The organism is uncultured Holdemanella sp. (assembly GCF_934772795.1).
GTDB lineage: Bacteria > Bacillota_I > Bacilli_A > Erysipelotrichales > Erysipelotrichaceae > Holdemanella.
Window position 1 is genome coordinate 1 of the sequence record NZ_CAKVMR010000039.1, and the last position, 22009, is coordinate 22009.

26 protein-coding genes are annotated in these 22009 nt (G+C 34.3%); 6 read left to right on the forward strand and 20 right to left on the reverse strand.

Translation table 11 applies throughout. From position 1 onward, the window contains the following. Positions 1-575 (reverse strand): hypothetical protein (locus Q0F04_RS07875; protein WP_295752068.1); only part of this gene is annotated, 575 nt, incomplete at its 3' end. Between the two features lie 150 nt (positions 576-725). Then, complete coding sequence (locus Q0F04_RS07880; protein ID WP_295752070.1) at positions 726-2153, reverse strand: DEAD/DEAH box helicase; 1428 nt, start codon at positions 2151-2153, stop codon at positions 726-728. A gap of 75 nt (positions 2154-2228) precedes the next feature. Here Q0F04_RS07880 and Q0F04_RS07885 point away from each other — a divergent pair, with 75 nt between their 5' ends. The 4 genes from Q0F04_RS07885 to Q0F04_RS07900 all read left to right on the forward strand — a co-directional run bounded on the left by Q0F04_RS07885 (position 2229) and on the right by Q0F04_RS07900 (position 6115). Continuing rightward, positions 2229-2594: a hypothetical protein gene (locus tag Q0F04_RS07885; RefSeq protein WP_295752073.1), complete on the forward strand. Its 366-nt coding sequence runs from the start codon at positions 2229-2231 to the stop codon at positions 2592-2594. A 61-nt stretch (positions 2595-2655) separates the two neighbouring features. Continuing rightward, positions 2656-4011: a transglutaminase domain-containing protein gene (locus Q0F04_RS07890; RefSeq protein ID WP_295752076.1), complete on the forward strand. Its 1356-nt coding sequence runs from the start codon at positions 2656-2658 to the stop codon at positions 4009-4011. Next, on the forward strand, positions 4004-4714 hold the full coding sequence (locus tag Q0F04_RS07895; protein ID WP_295752079.1) for a gamma-glutamyl-gamma-aminobutyrate hydrolase family protein: 711 nt from the start codon (positions 4004-4006) through the stop codon (positions 4712-4714). The genes Q0F04_RS07890 and Q0F04_RS07895 overlap by 8 nt, the downstream gene beginning before the upstream one ends. Then, positions 4715-6115: a hypothetical protein gene (locus tag Q0F04_RS07900; protein WP_295752081.1), complete on the forward strand. Its 1401-nt coding sequence runs from the start codon at positions 4715-4717 to the stop codon at positions 6113-6115. Between the two features lie 28 nt (positions 6116-6143). Here Q0F04_RS07900 and Q0F04_RS07905 read toward each other — a convergent pair whose 3' ends face one another. The 6 genes from Q0F04_RS07905 to Q0F04_RS07930 are packed head-to-tail and all read right to left on the reverse strand — an operon-like array spanning position 6144 to position 11373. Beyond that, positions 6144-7589, reverse strand: a complete 1446-nt coding sequence (locus Q0F04_RS07905) for a nicotinate phosphoribosyltransferase (protein ID WP_295752084.1) — start codon at positions 7587-7589, stop codon at positions 6144-6146. A gap of 10 nt (positions 7590-7599) precedes the next feature. Further along, positions 7600-8211 carry an isochorismatase family cysteine hydrolase gene (locus tag Q0F04_RS07910; RefSeq protein ID WP_295752085.1) on the reverse strand — a complete coding sequence of 204 codons (612 nt, stop codon included), beginning with the start codon at positions 8209-8211 and terminating at the stop codon, positions 7600-7602. Positions 8212-8251: 40 nt separating this feature from the next. Beyond that, positions 8252-9268, reverse strand: coding sequence for a recombinase RecA (gene recA / locus Q0F04_RS07915; protein ID WP_295752086.1), 1017 nt, complete (start codon positions 9266-9268; stop codon positions 8252-8254). Then, positions 9250-9744 (reverse strand): CinA family protein, encoded by a 495-nt coding sequence (locus Q0F04_RS07920; protein WP_117572659.1) that lies wholly within the window; start codon positions 9742-9744, stop codon positions 9250-9252. The genes recA and Q0F04_RS07920 overlap by 19 nt, the downstream gene beginning before the upstream one ends. Beyond that, positions 9744-10331, reverse strand: a complete 588-nt coding sequence (gene pgsA, locus Q0F04_RS07925; RefSeq protein ID WP_363142626.1) for a CDP-diacylglycerol--glycerol-3-phosphate 3-phosphatidyltransferase — start codon at positions 10329-10331, stop codon at positions 9744-9746. The genes Q0F04_RS07920 and pgsA overlap by 1 nt, the downstream gene beginning before the upstream one ends. Further along, positions 10291-11373, reverse strand: a complete 1083-nt coding sequence (locus tag Q0F04_RS07930) for a helix-turn-helix transcriptional regulator (protein WP_295752087.1) — start codon at positions 11371-11373, stop codon at positions 10291-10293. The genes pgsA and Q0F04_RS07930 overlap by 41 nt, the downstream gene beginning before the upstream one ends. A gap of 87 nt (positions 11374-11460) precedes the next feature. Between Q0F04_RS07930 and Q0F04_RS07935 the strand changes: the two genes are divergently transcribed. Together Q0F04_RS07935 and msrA are read left to right on the forward strand one after the other, a co-directional pair. Next, the gene (locus Q0F04_RS07935) at positions 11461-12213 is read left to right on the forward strand and encodes a hypothetical protein (protein ID WP_295752088.1); all 753 of its coding nucleotides are present in this window, start codon (positions 11461-11463) and stop codon (positions 12211-12213) included. Further along, the gene (msrA, locus tag Q0F04_RS07940) at positions 12210-12704 is read left to right on the forward strand and encodes a peptide-methionine (S)-S-oxide reductase MsrA (RefSeq protein ID WP_295752089.1); all 495 of its coding nucleotides are present in this window, start codon (positions 12210-12212) and stop codon (positions 12702-12704) included. Before Q0F04_RS07935 ends, msrA begins: the two co-directional genes overlap by 4 nt. Here the strand turns inward: msrA and Q0F04_RS07945 are convergent. From Q0F04_RS07945 to Q0F04_RS08000, 12 genes are all read right to left on the reverse strand, one after another. Beyond that, a complete protein-coding gene (locus tag Q0F04_RS07945) occupies positions 12701-13924 on the reverse strand; it encodes an NAD(P)/FAD-dependent oxidoreductase (protein WP_295752090.1) in 1224 nt (407 codons plus the stop codon). The two genes, msrA and Q0F04_RS07945, sit on opposite strands and share 4 nt — an antisense overlap. Then, the gene (locus Q0F04_RS07950) at positions 13918-14727 is read right to left on the reverse strand and encodes an HAD family hydrolase (protein ID WP_117572650.1); all 810 of its coding nucleotides are present in this window, start codon (positions 14725-14727) and stop codon (positions 13918-13920) included. Before Q0F04_RS07950 ends, Q0F04_RS07945 begins: the two co-directional genes overlap by 7 nt. Further along, on the reverse strand, positions 14724-15599 hold the full coding sequence (locus tag Q0F04_RS07955; RefSeq protein WP_295752091.1) for a YitT family protein: 876 nt from the start codon (positions 15597-15599) through the stop codon (positions 14724-14726). Before Q0F04_RS07955 ends, Q0F04_RS07950 begins: the two co-directional genes overlap by 4 nt. A gap of 86 nt (positions 15600-15685) precedes the next feature. Continuing rightward, on the reverse strand, positions 15686-16108 hold the full coding sequence (locus tag Q0F04_RS07960; RefSeq protein WP_295752092.1) for a MarR family transcriptional regulator: 423 nt from the start codon (positions 16106-16108) through the stop codon (positions 15686-15688). A gap of 4 nt (positions 16109-16112) precedes the next feature. Further along, positions 16113-17174: a C45 family peptidase gene (locus tag Q0F04_RS07965; RefSeq protein ID WP_295752094.1), complete on the reverse strand. Its 1062-nt coding sequence runs from the start codon at positions 17172-17174 to the stop codon at positions 16113-16115. A gap of 82 nt (positions 17175-17256) precedes the next feature. Beyond that, complete coding sequence (locus tag Q0F04_RS07970; RefSeq protein WP_295752096.1) at positions 17257-17928, reverse strand: Bax inhibitor-1/YccA family protein; 672 nt, start codon at positions 17926-17928, stop codon at positions 17257-17259. A gap of 243 nt (positions 17929-18171) precedes the next feature. After that, complete coding sequence (locus tag Q0F04_RS07975) at positions 18172-18366, reverse strand: PTS ascorbate transporter subunit IIC (RefSeq protein ID WP_117573687.1); 195 nt, start codon at positions 18364-18366, stop codon at positions 18172-18174. Next, positions 18366-19358, reverse strand: coding sequence for an SPFH domain-containing protein (locus Q0F04_RS07980; RefSeq protein WP_295752098.1), 993 nt, complete (start codon positions 19356-19358; stop codon positions 18366-18368). Before Q0F04_RS07980 ends, Q0F04_RS07975 begins: the two co-directional genes overlap by 1 nt. Before the next feature lie 85 nt (positions 19359-19443). Beyond that, entirely contained in the window at positions 19444-20205 is a 762-nt protein-coding gene (gene aroD, locus Q0F04_RS07985; RefSeq protein WP_295752100.1) for a type I 3-dehydroquinate dehydratase, read from the reverse strand. Between the two features lie 412 nt (positions 20206-20617). Then, on the reverse strand, positions 20618-21028 hold the full coding sequence (locus tag Q0F04_RS07990) for a hypothetical protein (protein ID WP_295752102.1): 411 nt from the start codon (positions 21026-21028) through the stop codon (positions 20618-20620). Positions 21029-21167: 139 nt separating this feature from the next. Then, on the reverse strand, positions 21168-21497 hold the full coding sequence (locus tag Q0F04_RS07995; protein WP_295752103.1) for a DUF3784 domain-containing protein: 330 nt from the start codon (positions 21495-21497) through the stop codon (positions 21168-21170). 176 nt (positions 21498-21673) lie between these two features. Next, positions 21674-22009, reverse strand: a 336-nt coding sequence (locus tag Q0F04_RS08000; RefSeq protein WP_295752105.1) for a PfkB family carbohydrate kinase, incomplete at its 5' end; no start/stop codon positions are given.

Consider the following 22009-nt stretch of genomic DNA (forward strand, 5'->3'; position numbering starts at 1 on the left):
TTGAAATTCGTGCTGTCATATCCGACATAAATACACTCTTTTGTGTTGTTCATCTGGTTCCATGCACGTAAGAATAGATTTATATCCTCTTCCTTAATATTATATTTTAACAATCTGCTGATCTGCGTATCATCACGTATATTCTTATCCATTACAGGATGGTTTCTCATAAAATTAGAATAATACTGAAATGTACAACTCTCATTCGTGATCATATAAGAAACAATATCTTCAATAAACGTTCCTAAATCACCAAATATAGATGACAGCACATCTTCAATCTGTAAATCTCTAAATATTTTTTGAATAACAAGAAAACAACCAATACGCAGTGTATCCGAAAACTCAGGTGTTTCCTGTTCTACACATACATCCGGATAATACTGTTCAAAATATTCATTAGGAACCATCCATTCCTCATCAATCATTTTACCAATCAGTTTTCTGTTTTCCACCGTATATTTTTTATCCTTTTTATAAGATTTACTAATAACCTGATACACATATCCGATACCATTTCTTTTTTGAATTTTAGTCGTTTTAGGACGAAGAACCTTCACATTTTTGAGTAACATAATAGCCTCCAAAAGTAGTTATACTGTATAACTCTATTATATCATAGATTCTGCCAATAAAAAAGTTGAAATCTCCCATAAATACAGGAAATTTCAACAATTTATTCAAAAATTCAATTGTAGTTATACATTTTTTACAAAGTTAAGTGTTTAATGACCAAATCCATTTTTTGCCTTTTGAATACGCAACGTTTTGCCTTTAATTGTCTTTAAATTCTTTAATACAAGTTTTCCCTTATCATTTAAGATATCCACATACGATTGATGATCCTGCACTTGAATGACTCCAATATCATCGACAGTCACTCCATCAATTTCACAGATAGCTCCTACAATATCGCCTGGACGAATCTTCTTATTCTTTCCGCCATTTAGATAAATTTTAGTGATGCCTTTTCTTAAATCTTTGGATTTATCTACCACAACTCGGTTGGATTCTTTTAATGAATCTAATACATCCAAATCGCTTAAATAGACTTCGCCCTCTTCTTTAAATGGCAAGTTATAACCTAGATATTCTTCCAGTTTTTCTTTTCGTATACCATCATATTCATTGACTAAACTTATAGCTAAACCTTTTTCATCGACTCTTCCACTGCGTCCAATACGATGTGTATATGTTTCAACAGGACTAGGCATATCGTAGTTAATAATCATTTCGACTTTAAAAACATCAATTCCTCGACTGGCGACATCAGTACAAACTAAAATACGTACCTTTCCTTTTTTAAAGCGTCGCATATGCGATAGTCGTTCTTCTTGCATCATACCGCCGTGAATCTTATCTACACTGACTTGATTCTTTTCTAAACATGCATAGACTTCATCCACTCTCGCCTGTGTCTTACAAAAGATCATACAAGATTCTGGTTTCTTTAAGGCCAATAAATGAAGAAGGAACAATTCTTTATGTTCTTCATTCACGTGATACGCTTCTTCTAGAATATTTGGCTTATTAGTACTTGTTAGATCAATCTTAGCTGGTTTATACAAATACTTCTTGCTCATTCTTTGAATCACTGCAGGATAGGTTGCACTAAATAAACATGTCACGTGTTTTTTAGGCATATATTTTAAAATGGCTTGTACCTCATCCAAAAAGTTCATATTCAACATTTCATCCGCTTCATCCAAGACTACATATTTAATTTTTGATGGATCTAATGTTTCTTGTTGCAGATGATCCAAAACTCTTCCTGGCGTACCAATCACAACGTGGCATCTTTGTTTCAAATCTTCCTTTTGAAACTTAAATGGCTGCTTACCAAAAATAGGTAATGTCTTAATTTTTTTGAAAGTTCCAATACGATCAAAATCCTGTTGAATCTGTAAAGCTAGTTCTCGAGTCGGCGTTAGTACCAATGCTTGTGGGCTTCTTTCATCAATTTCTAGATTTTGAATAATAGGAATCGCAAAGGATGCGGTTTTTCCACTACCCGTTCTTGATTTGACAATACAATCCGTTCCCGAAAGAATATTCGGGATAACTTGTTCTTGTACAGGTAATGGTTTTTCATAGCCTAATGTATGTAAGGCTTGTATAATATTTTTATCTAAATTCATTTGTTCAAATGTCATTTTATCACCCACAAGATTATACCATGTTAATAATATTTAACAGAAACAAAAACTTTTATGCGCTACAATAAAATCATGAAATATAAAACGTTAGTGATGAAACAAATCGATGGACATACCTATCAATATAGTATGAATGCTCCATTAGATAATTTAAGTCCCATTCTTTCTTTTGATGAGGAAATATTAAAAGTGAATTATGGAAATGAATTGGAATACACCTTAAATTGTGCAAAACGAAAGGAAGTCTTAAAAGATGGATTTTTATTAGAACCAAAAGACAATATGACACTTCAAGAATGGGCTCCTTTTTTGGCATTGTCTTTAGTTTTACAATATTATAAATCATTTAAAAACTTACCCCCTATCTTAATGAGTGTAGATAAAGAAATGCAGGAAAAATACAGTCAGGAGGAATTAATTCGAAACTTATTTCAATAAGTTTCATTTTTTTATGTAATAATTTTCATAATAGGGTATAATCAAAATGAGGTGAACTATTATGAACATGACAACATTGAACACGCCACTTCCCGAAGATTTAATGAAATTAAAATGGAATGGGCAATTTAAACTGATGCAGGAGATGATTGATTTACGTCTTCAAAAAGACATTCCTGCCAAATTGAAGGAGCGTTTAGAATTAGAAAAAGAATTGATTTCTCGTCTTCCTGAAGATTTTACGTATTCAAAAGAAGAAGCCATTAAATTATTAAAATCAAAGATTGAAGATTTCAAGGATGAAGAATTCGATACATTATTTAAGGACAATGCTTTTGAATGGATCTTCATTGAAGGAAAGATGTATTTTAAAGACAATTTCTTTGAAAATCTAATTAAAGTGCGTAAAGCGTATAAGGATCGTTTGATTGAAAAAGAAGGTGCTGCAAGCACTTTATTAGATGATGTAATGCATAAAATGAAGGAAGAAAAGGATGTTTACTGCAAGATTCATGTAAAGACAAGTTTGAAGGTGGATCCCGCATTTGAAAAGCCAGGAAAAACAATTCGCGTTTGGCTTCCTATCCCAAAAGAATATGCGCAAGTTGAAGATTTTAAATTATTAAATACATCTCATGAAGGTTTAGTCAATGACAACAGCGTCGATCAAAGATGTGTCTATATTGAAAAGCCATACGAAAAAGGTGAAGAATTCAGTGTAGAATATGAATTCATCAATCACATGCACTATGAAGAATTAGACCCTAGTATCGTAACAGATGAACATCCAGATACTTGTCTAGAGGAATATGCACCACACGTTGTATTTACAGATTATTTGAAAGATTTAGTCAAAGAAATCATTGGTGAAGAAACAAATCCATTATTAAAGGCTAAATTAATTTATGACTATATCACAAGTCATGTTACATATTCATATGTACGTGCTTATGCGACTTTACCATGTATTCCTGAATATATCACAACAGGACTAAAGGGTGATTGTGGTTTACAAGCATTGACATTTATTACTCTATGTCGTATTGCGGGTATTCCTGCCACTTGGCAAGCTGGACTTTATACTACACCAGAAACCATTGGTAACCATGACTGGGCACGATTCTATGTAGCTCCATATGGATGGTTATATGCGGATTGTTCATTTGGTGGAGGATCTTATCGTGCTGGAAACTTAGAAAGAAGAGATTTCTATTTTGGATATTTAGATCTATTTAGAACGCCATGCTCATCTAAATTCCAAGGTGATTTTGTACCAGCTAAAAACTTCTTGCCAAATGATCCATATGACAACCAGAATGGTGAAATGGAATATGTAGATGAAGCTATTCCAGGTAAGTACATCATTAAGGAGACAAAGAATATCGAAATTGCCCTTGTGGAGGATAAAAATGCGTAGGCCAATTATCGGTCTAACTTGTAATGAATTGGATAAAGAAAATTTACCTAAACAATTTATCAATGAAGCCTACATTAACAGTGTTATTCGTGCAGGTGGATGTCCTGTTATTCTTCCTATCACAAATGACTATGATACAATTGAAGCTCAAGTCAATGCATTAGATGGATTGATTGTGACGGGTGGAATTGATGTAAATCCTATGATTTATGATGAAAATCCAGAAACGCTACAAGGAGATTCGAGTTTAGATCGTGACTACTATGAAATGCGAGTATTAAAATATGCCAATGAAAAACAGATTCCTATTTTTGGAATCTGTCGTGGCATTCAGATGTTAAATGTATATTTTAAAGGATCTTTGTACCAAGATTTATCGTATTGTAAAAGAAATGTCATTAAACATGCGCAACAAGAAAAAAGAGAAAATCCAAGTCATAAGATCCATATTGAAAAGGATAGCTTTTTATATCCTAGCTTAAGTGATGAAGCTTATGTGAATAGTTTTCATCATCAGGCCATCAAGGATTTAGCCCCACACTTTAAAGTGGCAGCTAAATCGAGTGATGGAATTATTGAAGCCATTGAACATGAATCTTTACCAATTTATGCCGTACAGTTTCATCCAGAAGCCATGTCGCATAAATATGGTGAAATGCAAGATATATTCAATGTCTTTATCAAAAAGTGCGAGGTGAAGTAAATGCGAATTCAAGAAAATTTAGAAAAATCAAAATATGAAGCAGATGGTAAAATCAATATCCAAGGAGTCTCAATTCCTTATCATACAATTTGTGAAGATCATTTCTTTGTAGATGAAGAAAACAATCCAGTCGCATCCATCTTTAGTTATGCCTACTTTCGAAGTGATGTTCAAGACAATTCAAAACGTCCAATCTTATTTATTTATAATGGTGGCCCAGGATGTGCAAGTCTTTGGCTTCACATGGGATTATTTGGCCCTAGAATTGTAAAACTAGATGATGAACTCAATCTTCCTACGGTTCCTCCTTTTGAACTAGAAGACAATCCACATTGTTTATTAGACATATGTGATCTTGTCTTTATTGATCCAGTAGGAACAGGTTTAGGTCGTTTGATTCAAGAAAAGGCAAGAAAAGAATTTTATGAAACGCATGGCGATGTTCGTAGTGTGTCTAAATTCATTGAACAATTCTTAGCTCGCTATAATCGTAGAAATTCACCAGTCTTACTTGCGGGTGAAAGCTATGGTACCACAAGAAGTGCCTTACTTGCAGGAGAACTAATGGGTGCTGGTCCTGAAAAGGCGGATACGATGGGAATTAGTGTAAGTGGTATCTTCTTACTTGGTAGTTATTTTATCGAAAAACTTCCTGTTGAAGCAAGTGCTACCGATTTAATCACAATGGCTGCCACAAATTATTTCCATAATCCTAAAGAAAATATTTCGCAAGAAGACTTTATTGAAGAAGCCTTCAAATTCGCATCCACTGAATATATCACAGCTTTATTTTTAGGGGATGCTTGTCCGAACAAAGAAGAAATCGCAGATAAGCTTGCCTACTATTCTGGCATTGATAAAACGTATTGGTTAAGACATCATTTACATATGGATATGCAGAAAGGTTTTGCGCATAAGCTATTAGAAGATAAAGGCTTAGCTTTAGGTTTCTATGACGGTCGTTATACATGGAATGATGATCCAGAAATCATGGAAGCTAACGTCATTGCGGATGATCCAGCCATGGGACAATATACGCCTGCTTTCCAGACTGCCTATGGATTGATGCGTCAAGAATTAAATATCACAAGTGATCGTATCTCAAAAGGCTTAGTCTTTGATGTGAATATAACATGGAATCGTGAATTTAAAACAAGTCCTGCCCAATCCTTAGCTGGATGCATGCGAAGAAACAAACAGATGAAAGTCTTCTTTGCCTCTGGCTTGTATGATTTATGTACAACAGCAGGCAATGCACGTTATTTAGCTACTCACTCAAATCTTGATCCAAATCGAGTTACAATTGGTGAATATCCAAGTGGACACATGGCTTATCTTGGTAAAGAAAGCTTTGATTTATTAGCCAAGGATATGCGTGCATTCTTTGAAAGTTGTATTTAACACAAAAACCGTCAAGCGACGGTTTTTTTTATTTATACTTTTTCAACATTTCTAACTTAAGATTCAATAACTTTTCACTTAAGTCCACATAATATTCTTGCGGATATACAAAACGTTTGATTTCATCCCAAATTGTAGCTAATTCTTTTTCACTATAAGCACGAATTTCTTCTAGGCTAGGTAGATTATAAACAAGCTTACCATCTTTAAAGATTGGCACTAACATATCTCTTACAGTGTATGTATTAGCTGGAATCACTTTGTATTTCCAACGTGACATTGGATGATAGATTGTGAGATCTTGCGTTGTATCGATTACTTCATCTTCTAATGTCAATAAATCGGCAATGGCCATACCTGTTTCTTTATCCATAATACGATTTAAATTCTTCATACCTGGATTTGTCACTTTTTCAACATTGTCACTAATTTTGATTTTTGGGATCATATGGCCATCTTTTTCAAGCGCCACCATTTTATAAACGCCACCAAATACTGGTGAGTTCTTTGAACAAATCAAGTTTTCACCAACCCCAAACGAATCGATTTTAGCACCTTGTTGATGAATTAATGATTCAATAACATATTCATCTAATGAATTGGATACAACGATCTTACAATCTTCCATTCCAGCTTCATCTAACATCTTACGAACTTTTTTAGAAAGATAAGCCATGTCTCCACTATCAATTCGAACACCTTTTAAACGATATCCATTTGGTTCTAGATAATCTTTAGCAACTTTAATGGCATTCACAATACCTGATTTTAATGTTGAATATGTATCGATCAATAAAGTACATGCGTTTGGATATGTTTTGGCATAATACATAAATGCATCATATTCCGTATCAAAGCTTTGAATAAATGAGTGAGCCATTGTACCAAGTACAGGTACACCAAATTCTTTTCCTGAATATGTAGTGGCACTTCCGGCACATCCTGCAATATAAGCCGCTCTAGCTCCTAGAATAGCTGCATCAAAGTTATGTGCACGTCGCGCACCAAATTCCATAACGGCTCTACCCTCACTAGCTTGTACAATACGACGTGATTTTGTCGCAATCAAAGTCTGGTGATTGATTGCCAAAAGTAATGCCGTTTCTACAAGTTGTGCTTCAATAATTGGCGCTTTGACACGAACCAATGGTTCATGAGGAAATACAGGTGTTCCTTCTGGAATCGCATAAATATCTCCAGTAAAACGAATGGTTGATAAATATTCTAGAAAATCTTCACTAAATTGATTTAATGAGCGCAAATAATCAATATCTTCTTTTTCAAAATGCAAGTTAGAAACATAGTCTACAACTTGTTCTAAACCTGCAAATACACAATATCCCCCGTCATCTGGATTTTTACGATAAAATAAGTCAAATACGACTTCTTTGTCTTTATTATCATTGAAGTAACATTGACTCATTGTGAGTTCATAAAAGTCCATGACTAAACTTAAATTTCTCTTATCTTTCATTTTATAATCTTTACTCCCTTACTTCAGAAACAACTTGAATACCATTCATTTCCATCATTCTAAATGCGACATCATTCCAAAATGTGGCTTCATGTATTTCTGGTATATGATAGGTTTCTGTACAGTTTTCAACCACGACAATACGATATTCATTCATATTGTGTTCATTGAACCAAGTATTTAGACTTAGTACGAAATGAAGTACACAAAGATCTGTACAACATCCCGTCACAATTATATCACGATAATACTTCAAGTCTGTATTCAGAAACTCTTCAAATTCTGGTGCCATAAACGTATTCGTACTATTCTTCTTGATCACATGTTTAATGAATGGTTTTAAAGAATCTACCACTTCAGCTTCTTCACTACCAATTACACAATGAGCTGGAAACGAATTGAACTCACGCGTCTTTGGTGGGTGTGAATCACATACAAAGACATTATTGCAGTCTAAGCTTGTTAAAAGATTTTCAATATTCTTTTCTACATTCCCGATGGCTTCATCATGTAACGACCCTATATTCACAAAACCTTTGATCATGTCGACCACAAATACTACGGGATCCTTTAATTCACTTTTTTGAATGGATTTATAATTATTTTTTTCTAAACGTGCCATATATACCTCTAAATGAAAATAAGAGTTCTACGCAGAACTCTTATTCTTCAACTTCTTTGTTTGTTCTAAATTCCTTTAATTTTTCTTCAAGCATTGATTTGAATTCTGGATTTGCCTTAATGTAAGCTTTGGCAGCCTCTTTACCCTGACCAATCTTTTCTCCTTCATAACTGAACCATGCCCCTGCTTTTTTTACAATATTGGCATCGACACATAAATCTAATAGTTCACTAATGTAAGAGATTCCTTCGCCGTACATAATTTCTAATACGGCAGACTTAAATGGAGGTGCTACCTTATTCTTAACAATTTTTACTTTAACTTTATTACCTACAATATCTGTACCATTTTTAATGGCATCCGCCTTACGAATATCCACACGAACAGAAGAGTAGAATTTTAAAGCACGACCACCCGGCGTTGTTTCTGGATTTCCATAAATAACACCTACTTTTTCACGAAGCTGGTTGATAAAAATAGCCGTACAATCATTTTGGTTCATAGCCCCTGCAAGTTTACGCATAGCCTTTGACATCATACGAGCTTGTAAACCAACTTGATTATCTCCCATTTCACCATCTAATTCGGCTTGTGGAACTAAGGCTGCAACACTATCCACGACAACTAAATCAACTGCTCCACTTTCAACAAGCATCAACATAATGTCTAAACCTTGTTCCCCAGAATCTGGCTGCGATAAAATCAACTCATCAATGTTGACACCTAAATTTTTTGCGTATACAGGATCGATTGCGTTTTCTGCATCAATAAACGCAGCACGACCACCCTTTTTTTGAACTTCTGCAACAGCATGTAACGCAAGTGTTGTTTTACCACTTGATTCCGGACCAAAGATTTCAATAATTCTTCCCTTTGGATATCCGCCAATGCCTAGAGCATCATCCAATAATAAACTTCCAGAAGGAATGGGTTCAATATCTACGGCTGCTCTATCACCTAATTTCATGACAGAACCTTTACCATATTCCCTTTCAATTTCTGTTAAAACATCACTTAAAAGTTTATCTTTATTTGTTTCTACTTTTTCTTTTGGCATATATTCTCCTTTTGAATTGTTTGTATCAATATATCTATCATCTGACAAACAACATGTTCTCTTACATCATTTCTAGATAGACCTGTACATTGAAAACCATATACACGAACTGCTTTTTTAGATGCAATAGCACAATAGACTCTTCCTGCTGGTTTTTCTTCCCAGGCACTCGGACCTGCGTTGCCTGTAAAAGACACACAATAATCTACATCCATAATTTCTCTTGTGTTTCTTGCCATCGCATAAGCACATTCTTCACTGATTACACCATATTCTTGAATTAAGTTCACATCCACATGAGCTAATACACTTTTCATTGGTGTAAAATAAGTGACTAAGCCACCCTTTAAAATAGCACTTGCTCCAGGAATTGAAGCAATTGTGCTTGTAAATAGGCCAGCTGTTAAACTTTCACAGCTAGAAATAGTCAAATGATTTTCTGTACATAAAGAAACAAGTTGTTTTGCCTCAGTCATTACATAGTCTCCAAAACGTATTTTTTCAATTGGTTGAAATAAATCCATCCACTATATAAAGAAGCCGCAGTTGCTGCCCACAACAATATTTGATCCATAGGAATACCCATATAGACAAACGGCCAATCTTTCAACAATAAAAACACAAGCGCAAACATTTGTAGTACTGTCTTTAGTTTTCCAAAAATACCTGCACTTACAACTTCACCCGAATTAGCTGCACTCATTCGTAAACCATCAACGATCAAGTCTCTTGCGATCATAAGTAATACCGCAATCACATTGGCTTGATGAAAATAAACCATCAAGATCAATACTGTATTCACTAACATCTTATCTGCGATAGGATCCGCAAATTTTCCAAAAGAAGTAATCCAGTTGTTCTTTCGAGCTAACATTCCATCAAAGAAATCTGTAATACTCGCAACCGCAAAAATCACAAACGCGATTACATCACGAAGTGCTAGACCACTTGCTTCATCTATAACACCAATAGTTGGATCCATACATAAATATACAGCCACAACAACAGGAACCAATAAAATTCTAATAATTGTTAGTCTGTTCGGTATATTCATCTTGGCCATAAGTTACATCCTCCCCTTGTGCATATAGATCTTCATCTGTGTAACCATAATCATAATCATAGTCACCATCCACATATTCAGTTTCCTCTTCTTCTTCAACTGGTTTTTGGTATCCCTTGCCAATCTGAAGAGTGATAACGGCAGGTTCCCCCTGTTTCCAATCCTCTTTATCAAAAGAAATTTCTTTTCCATCAATAGAAATACTGTTATCTGAATATGTCTCAATACTGATTTCAAAAGTACAATCATCGGATAATTCTAAGCTCTGATTGAATGTACCCGTATATACTTTTGAAGTATCATTGATTGTTTCATCATTCTTTTTCAAAGTAATTTTCGTCTTAGTCGGTAACGTAATACTTAAATCCAATGTTTTTACGTCCGATTGAATATTCGAAAGCTGATATGCGTTTGTTTCACCACTAATTTTATCAACAGCTAAAGCCTGAGCCTCTTTCGCTTTTTTACGCTGATTTGCGAGTTTATTTGTCTCCTGTTCTTTTTTAGACAATTGCTCTTCACGAAGCTCTTGCTGCGTTGCTAGTTTTTGATTTGAAATCGAACGTAATCCCACATTGATCAAGGATAAAATTCCTAATCCAACAATTCCAATCAGGACAAGCATTTTGATAATTCTCGTCTGGTTTGCGTTCAACGAAGAACTGGTATGACTCACATGCTTTTGAAACCATCCCAAAGATGATTTTTTCTTTTTCTTAGCCGTCTTTTTTGTCTTTTGAACACTCGCCATTTGTTCAACCATGCGCCTTTGTGCCATAGTTAAAGCCATATCTCTTTGATGTGCAAATTCATTGACATCTACATCCACTTCATCTGAAATGGCCTGCCAATTTACGCCAATCGCATCCGAATAGGCATGTACAAAATAGCGAACGAAAGATAGGTCATCGGAGAAAACATCAAGGTTGTGTTCTTCGATTGCTTGTATATATTGAGGCGCTAAACGCGTCTGATTTGAAACATCCTGAATGGAAAGTTTTAGGTTTGTTCGACGTTCTTTTAAGATGTGATAATAAGCCACTAAAACTCCCCCTTTGAAATTTATTATAACAAATTCAAAGCAAGAATACCACGATGTGCTATAATTATTTGCGAAAGGATGAATGAAATGTCACAACTTAATTTTTCAATTGGAACATTTTCTCAATGCATGAGTTTTTCTCCTCAAAATATTAAAATTGATAATTTTGAAGACTACACACTCTATTGTATTGATTGCGAAAATGTTCAACAATTTGACACAAACACACTAAAAGCCACAAGTCCTAGCGTCTTCTTTTTCTTCGGAAACTTCGAAAAAATAGGTCAAAAGTGCTGGCAACAAATCTTTGCGATAGCGAAAGATTTCCCAAATTCTTATTGTTTCAACACACACCAAAGCCAAAAGAATTTTGCGGATATTTATTGTGCTACATTACTTGGACAAATCGTTGCCAATATAGTCCCTAAAAAAATTCTTCTTGTCACAAATGATCAAGGATTTCAAGGTATTAAACAAGCTTTGTTGTTTCAAGGAAAAGATATCGACATTGAAATCTTACAGACAAGAGACCCGTTCTTGTTGCCTTTAAAGGAAGAAACGCCTAAGTCTCAGCCAAAACAGACACAAAAACAAAAGAAACAAACAAATGCCTCAAAGCCAAATGAAGCAAGTGATGAAGAGGTAATAGAAGCATTAAAGAAATATCCAAAAATCAATACCCGCTATGCTTCTATTGATGATTTAAGTAAATATTTAATGCCCATCTTAGCCAACAAACAAAAGAAGTGTAAACTTTCCAAATGGATTGAGAGTGACTACGCAAAAAAAGTTGGGCGCTATAAAAAAGATTCGAAAGGAAAATATTATAAATTAAAATGATAAAAACAATATATTTAGCTGGAGGCTGCTTCTGGGGTGTACAGCACTATTTCGATCAATTTGATGGAATCTTAAATACAACCGTAGGCTATGCGAATGGGAATAGTGAAAATCCAGAATATAAAGATGTGAAGGCCGGACTTACAGGTCATGCAGAAACATTAGAAATCCAATATGATGACACCATCATTTCACTTTCTAAGATATTAGACTTATACTTTGACATTATTGATCCTGTATCTGTCAATCAACAAGGTGAAGATATTGGCATCTCCTATCGTACAGGCATTTATTATGTAGATGAAACGGATTTAGAAATAATCCAAGACAAATACAATGAAATTCAAGAAAAATATGATGCAGCTCTAGCCGTTGAGCTTGAACCACTAATAAACTTTTTTAATGCTGAAGAATATCATCAAAAATACCTGGATAAAAACCCAGGTGCCTATTGTCATATTCCCGCATCAAAATTCAAGAAGGGACTTTAATTAACCCCTTCTTTTATTGTTGAACCTGCAACATATCCTGTTGTCCAGGCAATCTGTAAATTGTATCCTCCGGTTTGTGCATCCAAATCCAAAACTTCACCCACAAACTTTAATCCTTTGATTTTCTTAGACTCCATTGTCTGAGGTTGAATTTGATTGGTCTTAATGCCACCCACTGTAATCATAGCTTGATCAAATCCGGCAAAACTAGAAACTTCAAAATCTAAACACTTCAACAATTCACTGATATTTCTTCTTTGTGCCTTTGTCGTTTCATTCGCTTTTAAATACACATCAATATGTAAACGATCCATGATATATTGTACCAATCGCTTAGGAATCATCATTTCTAGTATGTGATTCAATTGTTTATTTGAAGAACGATTCATTCTTTCTAATAAAAATGCATCTACTTCATCCATTGATTTATCTGGAATTAAATCAAATATGATTTTGTCTGGTTCTTTATTGATCACATAGCTCGACATAGCCAAAATGCCAGGTCCACTAAAGCCTTCGTGAGTAAACAAAATGTCGCCCAATTGTTTATATAAAACTTTTTTATCTTTCTTTACTTGAATACCCACATTCTGCAAAGAAAGGCCTGCTAAATCAAAGCTTTCTTTTGTTCGCAAAGAAACCAATCCAGGATATAAATCACTGACTTTGATATCCAATGCATCTGCCCATTTATATCCATCTCCACTACTTCCTGTCGTCATAAAAGATTTTCCACCTGTCGCAACAATGACTACATCAAACGAATATGAACCTTTATCTGTTTTGATTCCAACAACTGTATCATCTTTAACTATTAAATCTGTACATGCTTCATCCATATGTAAAACAACATTGTTTTTGCGCAATAACTCCACAAACAATAAAACAACATCCTGACTTGAATTCGAACCAGGAAACATACGCCCGTGATCTTCTTCTATTGTTGGTAGGCCATTGGATTTTAAAAACTTGATCATATCCAGATTCGAAAATTGTGAGAAAGGACTATATAGAAATTTTTCATTGTGCACAACATGCTTGAAAAATTCATCTTTTGAACAATTGTTTGTGACGTTACAACGCCCATGTCCTGTAAGTTGCAACTTCTTTCCCAATTGTTTATTTTTCTCAAACAACTCCACTTGATGACCACCTAAACTAGCAGTATATGCCGCCATCAATCCAGATGGGCCTCCCCCAATCACGCATACTTTTAGCATAAAATACCACTTTCTTCTAAATATATAGCTAAACCATCATGCTCATTGTCTTGTTTTGTGATGGCATCAGCACAAGCCTTTGTATCATCCGTACCATTGATCATACAAACGCCACAACCTGCTACTCTTAACATGTCATTATCATTGGATGTATCTCCAAAGGCCATAACATCCTTTATATCCATATCATTTAATTCACAAATTTTTTGTAGTCCATAACCCTTATTGATTCTTTTATCACAAAATTCCAACAATGTAGATTGTGTTTTAAAACCATGATAATAAGGATTTGGATGTTCTCTTACCCAAGCTTCCGCCTTAGGCATATCTTCTTCTTTCATACGAAACATAATTTTCGCATTTTCATGTGCATAAAAATCTTCTAATTTTACAACTTCTAGCTCTTTATGAGATGTCGAAGCCGAATGAATCATCATATCATCAATATGAACGCAACGAATCTTTCCATCCCAATAGATCATTGGATTGCATTCAACGACATTCATGATTTCCATAGTTTCCTTTAGCCATTCCTTTTTCATCATAAAATAACTGTAGAATTTTTGATGCACACCATCCCATAATTCTGCACCATTCATTCCTACCACAAAGTCAAAATCAAAAGGTAGATCCCAATAGTCTTTATTGCGTCTTAACTCGTCAGCAGGACGACCCGAGGCAATCCCAAAATAAATACCTTTTTCATGAAGTTTGATCAAAGCTTTTTTTGTCCTTGGTGTTAATTCTTTTTTTTCATTGACTAAAGTTGCATCTATGTCACAAATTACTAGTTTTGTCGTCATTTTAAATCCTCCAATTCATACGTGAATCCCTCGCCATCTACTTCATGAACACTATTCACAATAATAAAGGCTCTTGGATCTAACTGCATAATTTCATGTTCTAAATTGCTGTAAAGCTTTTGCGGAATTACAATCATCAAGACGGGTTTAGATTCATTTGTATATCCACCCTTACCTTCTAAAATTGTAACACCACGCTCCATATTGTTTAATACATGACTTTTAATTTCAAACCATTTATCTGAAATAACCATACAGTTGATTGCCGTACTTGAACCAATCAAAATTGTTTTATCAATCGCAAATCCCGATGTAAATACAGAAAGGACTCCAATCAAAGCTGGTTCTACACCATATGTTGTCATACCTAAAAGGACAGTTAAAGCATCAACGATCATGACTGAATTTCCTGAAGAAATATGGGTATACTTATGAATCAACAAGGCTGGAATATCCATACCTCCAGTACTTGCGTTTACTCTAAAGCATAGACCTAAGCCAATTCCCGAAATCAACCCACAATAAATACTTGCCAACATGGGTTGCATGACAAATGTGTCTTTAGGAAATAAAGTTGTCACATATGTTAGTAATGAGACAAAAAATGAATAACTAAATGTTGAAATCAATGATTTCAGTGCAAAGGCCTTCCCCAAAAAAATTGCGCCAACAATATAGAGTCCGATCATCAATATGTTGATCAGCCAAACGGATGGTATAAATGGCAATAATGGTTTTAATGCCACGGCAACACCGGCTACGCCTCCGGTTAATGTATTATTTGGTAAAACAAAAAAAGCAACTGATATTGCTACCATAAAGTTCCCTAATAAAACAGCCAACACATCTTTTACATAATTTGTTTTTTTCATAAAAACCTCCCCAAACGCCACCTATATTTTATCAGAAAAACGAACTGAATTAAACGAAAGAAAAAAGCTGGATATCCAGCTTATCTTTACAACATTTCTTTTGCGGTTTGCGTAATCAAATCAAATAATTCAATCACTTCTGGTTGTTTTTCATAACCAATCTTATCAAACAACTGATCTACGATTCCTAAAATTTTTTCATGTTGAGCTTTATAAATCTTAAGCATCGAATCATTTAATGTAATATAGATTTTACGAGTATCCTGTTCACTACGAATACGCGTAATCAAATCCTTTTTTTCCATGCTTGTAAGTGTACGATTCATCTGCGATTTCTGCATGCGCATCCAATTACATAAATCGGTTGCTGTTACATTTTTATCTTGATTTTGATATAAATAACGACAAATCATCGATTCATTATAAGGAAGGTCTGAAGTAATTCTCTCATTATTAATAACTGTCGTCATTTGAAGCCATGCTTCTAATACTTGTTCATTCTTTTTCATGGTTCTATTCTACCACATTTATCGAATATTCCGTATCATAATTTTGATTCACACAAATCGTTACACGCTTCTTTTTTAAATCATATACACAAGACCATTGTGTCTTTGATATTTTCCCCTGCTTATTCTTATGTGCATCCTGAGAACAATCGGATAAAAGTTGCATTGCCTCATGACTTGTTAATACTCCATTTGAAGAATTTAGTTTCTCATCAATAATTTGATAGCGGTCTTGACCAAAATTAAATTCTGCATCTGGATTAGTAAGTAAGAAATTGGTTGCACATTGATAGTTCTTATCTGGATATACCACTTTCATTTCATCATCCACATATTCTACGACAACACTCTTTCCAGAAGCATCACAAATTTGGAAATGATAACAACTATTGGCACTTGAATGCATATCATAAGAAGATAATAATGCTAATGCTTCATCCACATTCTTTGCCTTATCTAACATCATTCGAATGGCTGTTGTCGTTGTGATATCCACCTTATCTGTATTTTGATTAGTTGGTGTTGTATCAATCAATAAAACACCCACAGCTAATCCTTTTTCATTCATACCATCTAATGGTGCATAAGGTGCTGCCAAAGTAACCAATGAATCTTTTAATGTGTCTGGCAAATGTTTTTCATTATAGCCAACAAACCCTAAATTTACCATGGATACAGAGGCATAGCCATTTTTAGGCTTTGTCTTTACCAATACGCTTGGCGAATAATCCATATCAAAGTTACGCCCAAACAAATAGCCTGATTCTGGGTTTTGAGCAATAAAAGTAGAACAACCTAAATCAGGAATCTTGATGCTTAAAGGTAAGCCTTTCATTACGTGATTCACCACAAATTCCACAAGCTCTTTATCATTACTTGCGCCTTTTTCTAAAAACTCATCCAATCCATAATCTGCACTATATTCCATTGTATACATTGGATAGGCATCGATTTTCTTTAATGATTTTAATGAGCTATATTCATTGTGAAACAAGCAAACGATTCCTATTCCACATATCAATAATAAACATAATATTGTAATTCCTATTTTCTTTAATAATTTCATACATACTCCTTTAGTTCATTTTGTGAACTATTAAAGTATACAATATTAGTTTACATTGTCAACTATAAAAAATAGAGATGAATTAATCATCTCTACGTCCTAATAATCGTAAAATGTATAAGAAGATATTCAAGAAATCTAAATATAGCTGTAAAGCCATATAAATCGATATCTTTTCATCTTCATAGCCATTCAACATATAATTCATTTTTTGTATGTCCCAAGCCGTTAGTCCAGTGAACAACAATAGTCCTATCACACTCCATAGACGCACATCCATACTGACTCTAAAAATCATAAAGAAGAATTGACTAAAGATCATCGCAATTAAACCAATCAAACAAATGTTTCCCACTTTACTAAGATCCATTTTAGTCGTCTTTCCAATAATAGCTAAACACGCAAAGTAGATAGCACTAATACCAAAGGCAGCCGCAATCTGTCCCGCACTATAAACATAAGCCAATGATGTCATATTAATTCCCATTGTGAGCGAATAAACAATAAACATCGTTTTCATACTAGAAGCAGGTGTATTCCTTGATAATTGGCGTCCCATTGAAATGGTTAATGAAATTTGTACGATGAACAACAATAATGAAATCATTGGAATCTGAATAATAAACATGAATATACCTGAAGCATACAACAATGCCGAAGTGATTGCCGTAATTCCAAGACCTACCATCATCCAACTGTATACTTTATATAATGAATTTGTACTTACTGAATTTGAATAGTTATTTGTATACATAAGTAAATTTACCTCCTATTTGTAGAGTATTTTATGTTTTTTGCATATACATTACAATGTACAACTCGATCAAAATGACTATTCGATTCACATTATCTTCAAAATTTAACCTGTAAAAGTTACTTAATTCACTAAGTTTTTCTAGTTTAGCCTTTAAAAGTAGCTCAATTTACAAAGTTTTTCTAGTTTAACCTGTAAAGCTTTTATTTTTTCAAAAATAAAAGAATGTATCTCTACACTCTCTTACTTGATATCCAATTCAATTGGCTCATCCATCGTATCACTGACATATTTGCCATTCTTTTTTCTTTGTTTCACGCACTCCGTCAATAAATATTCAATTTGTCCGTTGACACTGCGAAAATCATCTTCTGCCCATGAAGCGATTTGATCATACAATTTTTTTGAAAGACGCAAAGGAATCTGTTTCTTTTCCATTAATACAAGCTGCCAGAATTCACAACTGGCTGCGCATCATGGTTTCCACAAAGTACGACTAATAAGTTCGAAACCATAGCCGCTTTCCTTTCTTCATCTAATTCTACAACCCCATTTTCATTCAAACGCTCCAATGCCATTTCAACCATGCCAACAGCGCCATCGACAATCATCTTACGTGCATCAATAATAGCACTTGCCTGTTGTCTTTGTAGCATAACTGCAGCGATTTCTGGTGCATAAGCCAAGTATGTAATTCTTGCCTCAATGATTTCAAGACCTGCATCTTTTACTTTACTTTGAATTTCATCACGAATTCTAGAAGCAACCACTTCACTAGAACCTCTAAGACTTCCTTCATCGGCAACACCATCACCTGTTGTATCTACATTTTCAGCTACATCATAAGGATAAATACGAACAATATTACGTAATGCACTATCGCATTGTAAAGAAAGATATTCCTTATAGTTATCCACATTGAATACAGCCTTTGCGGTATCTGTAACACGCCACATAACGGCAATTCCAATCTCTACGGGATTTCCTAAACAATCATTTATCTTTTGGCGATTGTTGTTTAAAGTCATGATTTTCAAAGATACTTTTTTAGAAACTATATCTTTAATGTCTTGTGCTTGGGAAATACTCTTCTTAGAACCATCATCCACATCACCACTTTGATTTAATTTTGTCTTTGCGGCAGGATTGACAGCCTGACAAAAAGGATTGACGTAATAGAAACCCGCATCCTTTAAAGTACCTACATATTTACCAAACAAAGTTAAAACTAAGGCTTCTTGTGGCTTTAATACTTTTAAACCAAGAAATGGAATCCAACCAATACATAGCCATATAATTCCAATAATAAATAGCGGCCAAATTAATGCAGCCCCTAGTATTGTCATTAATAAAGCTACAATATATAAAACGATCCATAATATCATCATGGCCATGCCATTCTTTTTGTTGCTTAAAACTTTTTCTGTCATAATAAGCACCTCCACTATCTAAATGATATCATTTTGATATCTATTGTCAATAATAAAAAGGATGAGTTTCCCCACCCCTTACAAATTATAAACTCTTGTGTAAAGTTTCAAGAACTGTTTTAAGTTCATTGACACCCATTTGACCTGGAGCACTCGCCTTTTTAGCTGCACCAAATGTCAAACAAGAACCAAATACTTCACCAGCTAAACGAGAAATAACACCAGTAGCTGCCATAGACATTGTGATGATTGGACAATCTGCATGTTCTTCAGCCATTTCATTTGTAGCTGATAATAATGTCAATACATCCTTTTTAGATTGAGGCATTACGGCAATCTTAGGAATGTCTGCACCCTTTTCTTGCATAGCACACAAACGAGAAATTATTTCTTCTTTTGCAGGTGTCTTAAAGAAGTCATGGTTTGACATAATAACTTTGACTCCATTTTCATGAGCTGTAGCAACAATTGTTTCTACTTCACTATCTCCTGTATATAATTCAACATCAACTGCATCTACATATCCACTTTTGGCAATAGCACAATTTAATTCTACATAGTATTCAGTAGAAACTTCTAATTCTCCGCCTTCTTTTTTAGAACGGAAAGTAGCTAATACTGGAGTTTCTTTAAATACTTCACGTAATTCTTTAGCCATTTCAACAACAGCTTCTGTATTTTCAACACCTTCAAACCAATCCATACGCCATTCGATAATATCAGCTGGTGTATCAAGAATGATCTTAGCTTGTTCTAAAACATCTTCCTTTGTTTTTCCACAAATAGGAACACAAATCTTTGGTACGCCTGCACCAAATTCAACATTTTTCATTGTTACTGTATTCATTTTTTATTCTCCTTTTTTCATATTTTTTGTATACGCATCAACTGACTACTCCTCACCACAAGCAGTGAGGGTTCTTAACTGACAACATTATGCAGCAATCGTACATTATTTTCAAACTTTGGATTCCTGTCTTTCTGTTGGAGCAGTGAACTCTACAATCAAGCACTACATTTAGCACATAGATTGGATAAGATCCACTTCTTCTTTCCTTTTTTGATAGTTCCATTCTCATTATAGTTGTCTAGATTCATTGCTCTACGACTTCTGTCCATTTTCATTTAAAGAAACGTATCATTTATAATGCAACCATGAAAAACAGATATATGCTTCCTGCTGCACATTCAATCTGTAATTTCATTGTCCAAAGCTCCAATATTGATTAAAGAAGAGATCAAAAATCGATCTCTTCCTTTTAGTTTTCATATTGAATATAGTTTCTTAAGAAAGTAACACCCGCTAAAGCTAATGCACAACCTAGTCCTGAATAGAAGAAGGCAATAAAGATATCCGGAAAGATTCCAGCTGCTCTAAATCCAATTCCTCCACCCATCATGCAAGCCATGATCATATAGGCTTTTAAATCAAAGAAGTGCCAGAATGGACGTGTTTCTTCATATCCCATGATTCGTTTTGTGTGTTTCTTGCTCATCTTGAAAAACATCATTCCAAATATAGAGAACACAATGATTGTTAAAATATATAAATACCACTTGGATTCAATTACACGATAAGAAAGCACACCTAATCGTGCTACATTAAATCCTGCAATCAACCATACAATTCCAGCTATCAACAAAAGAGTTCTTTTCTTTACATGAAACATAAGCAGTTCCTCCTATTCGTTCGTTTTAGAACGATTATATAAATTTTATTACCTACTGTCAACTCTTATAATCAATCCTTTTAACTTAGAAATTTTCAATTTAACTTGGAAAAGTTAAAAGTAAAGTTTTTGCGTTAAATTACTTGATTAGATACTTTTCGAATGCCTTTTCAGCATCCAAATGTACAGACTTAAAGAAAAGAATACCCCATATTATATAGGTTGGTATAGCGATAAGAGTGGATATGAAATAAGAAAGAATAGCTCCTAGAAATAGAATCAATGCATATGTAAAACATTGATTTCGCATATCTAAAGAAATGGATGTTTTATCATACTTTTCAGGATGATTCAACGCACTAAAGCCAGAAACATACTTAGCTCCTTTTTCTTTTAATAGTGCAAACATTATTCCTACAATTAGAAACAAAACAGATAGTACAATACAAGCCATGAATCCAACATTCATAAGTAACCTTCTTTCAATATTAATTTTACGAAAAAAAGGAAGAGTGACAAGCTCTTCCTAGTATATATAGTTAGTAACAGACGACTAAAAGTTAGATATTTTAAATGTAAGTATTGTTGTTGTGAATAGGAGAAATAAATACATGATAGTAATCTGTTGCTACCGAAATTATTGGTTTATCTTTGGACGCGGCCTGAACCGTCTCCACCAGCTAATTTCAACACTTCATCCATGCTCACCATGTTGAAATCACCTTCAATTGAATGTTTTAAACAACTTGCAGCTACCGCAAATTCGATTGTGGATTGTGCATCATATCCTTCCAAACATGCCGCAATCAATCCAGCTCCAAAGCTGTCTCCACCACCGACTCTGTCTACGATCTGCATCTTGTATTTCTTTGAGAAATAGTAATCTTTTCCATCATACAACATGGCTGACCAGTTGTTGATGTTGGCATTGATAGACTCTCTTAATGTAATAGCTACTTTTTCAAATCCAAAGCGACGTGT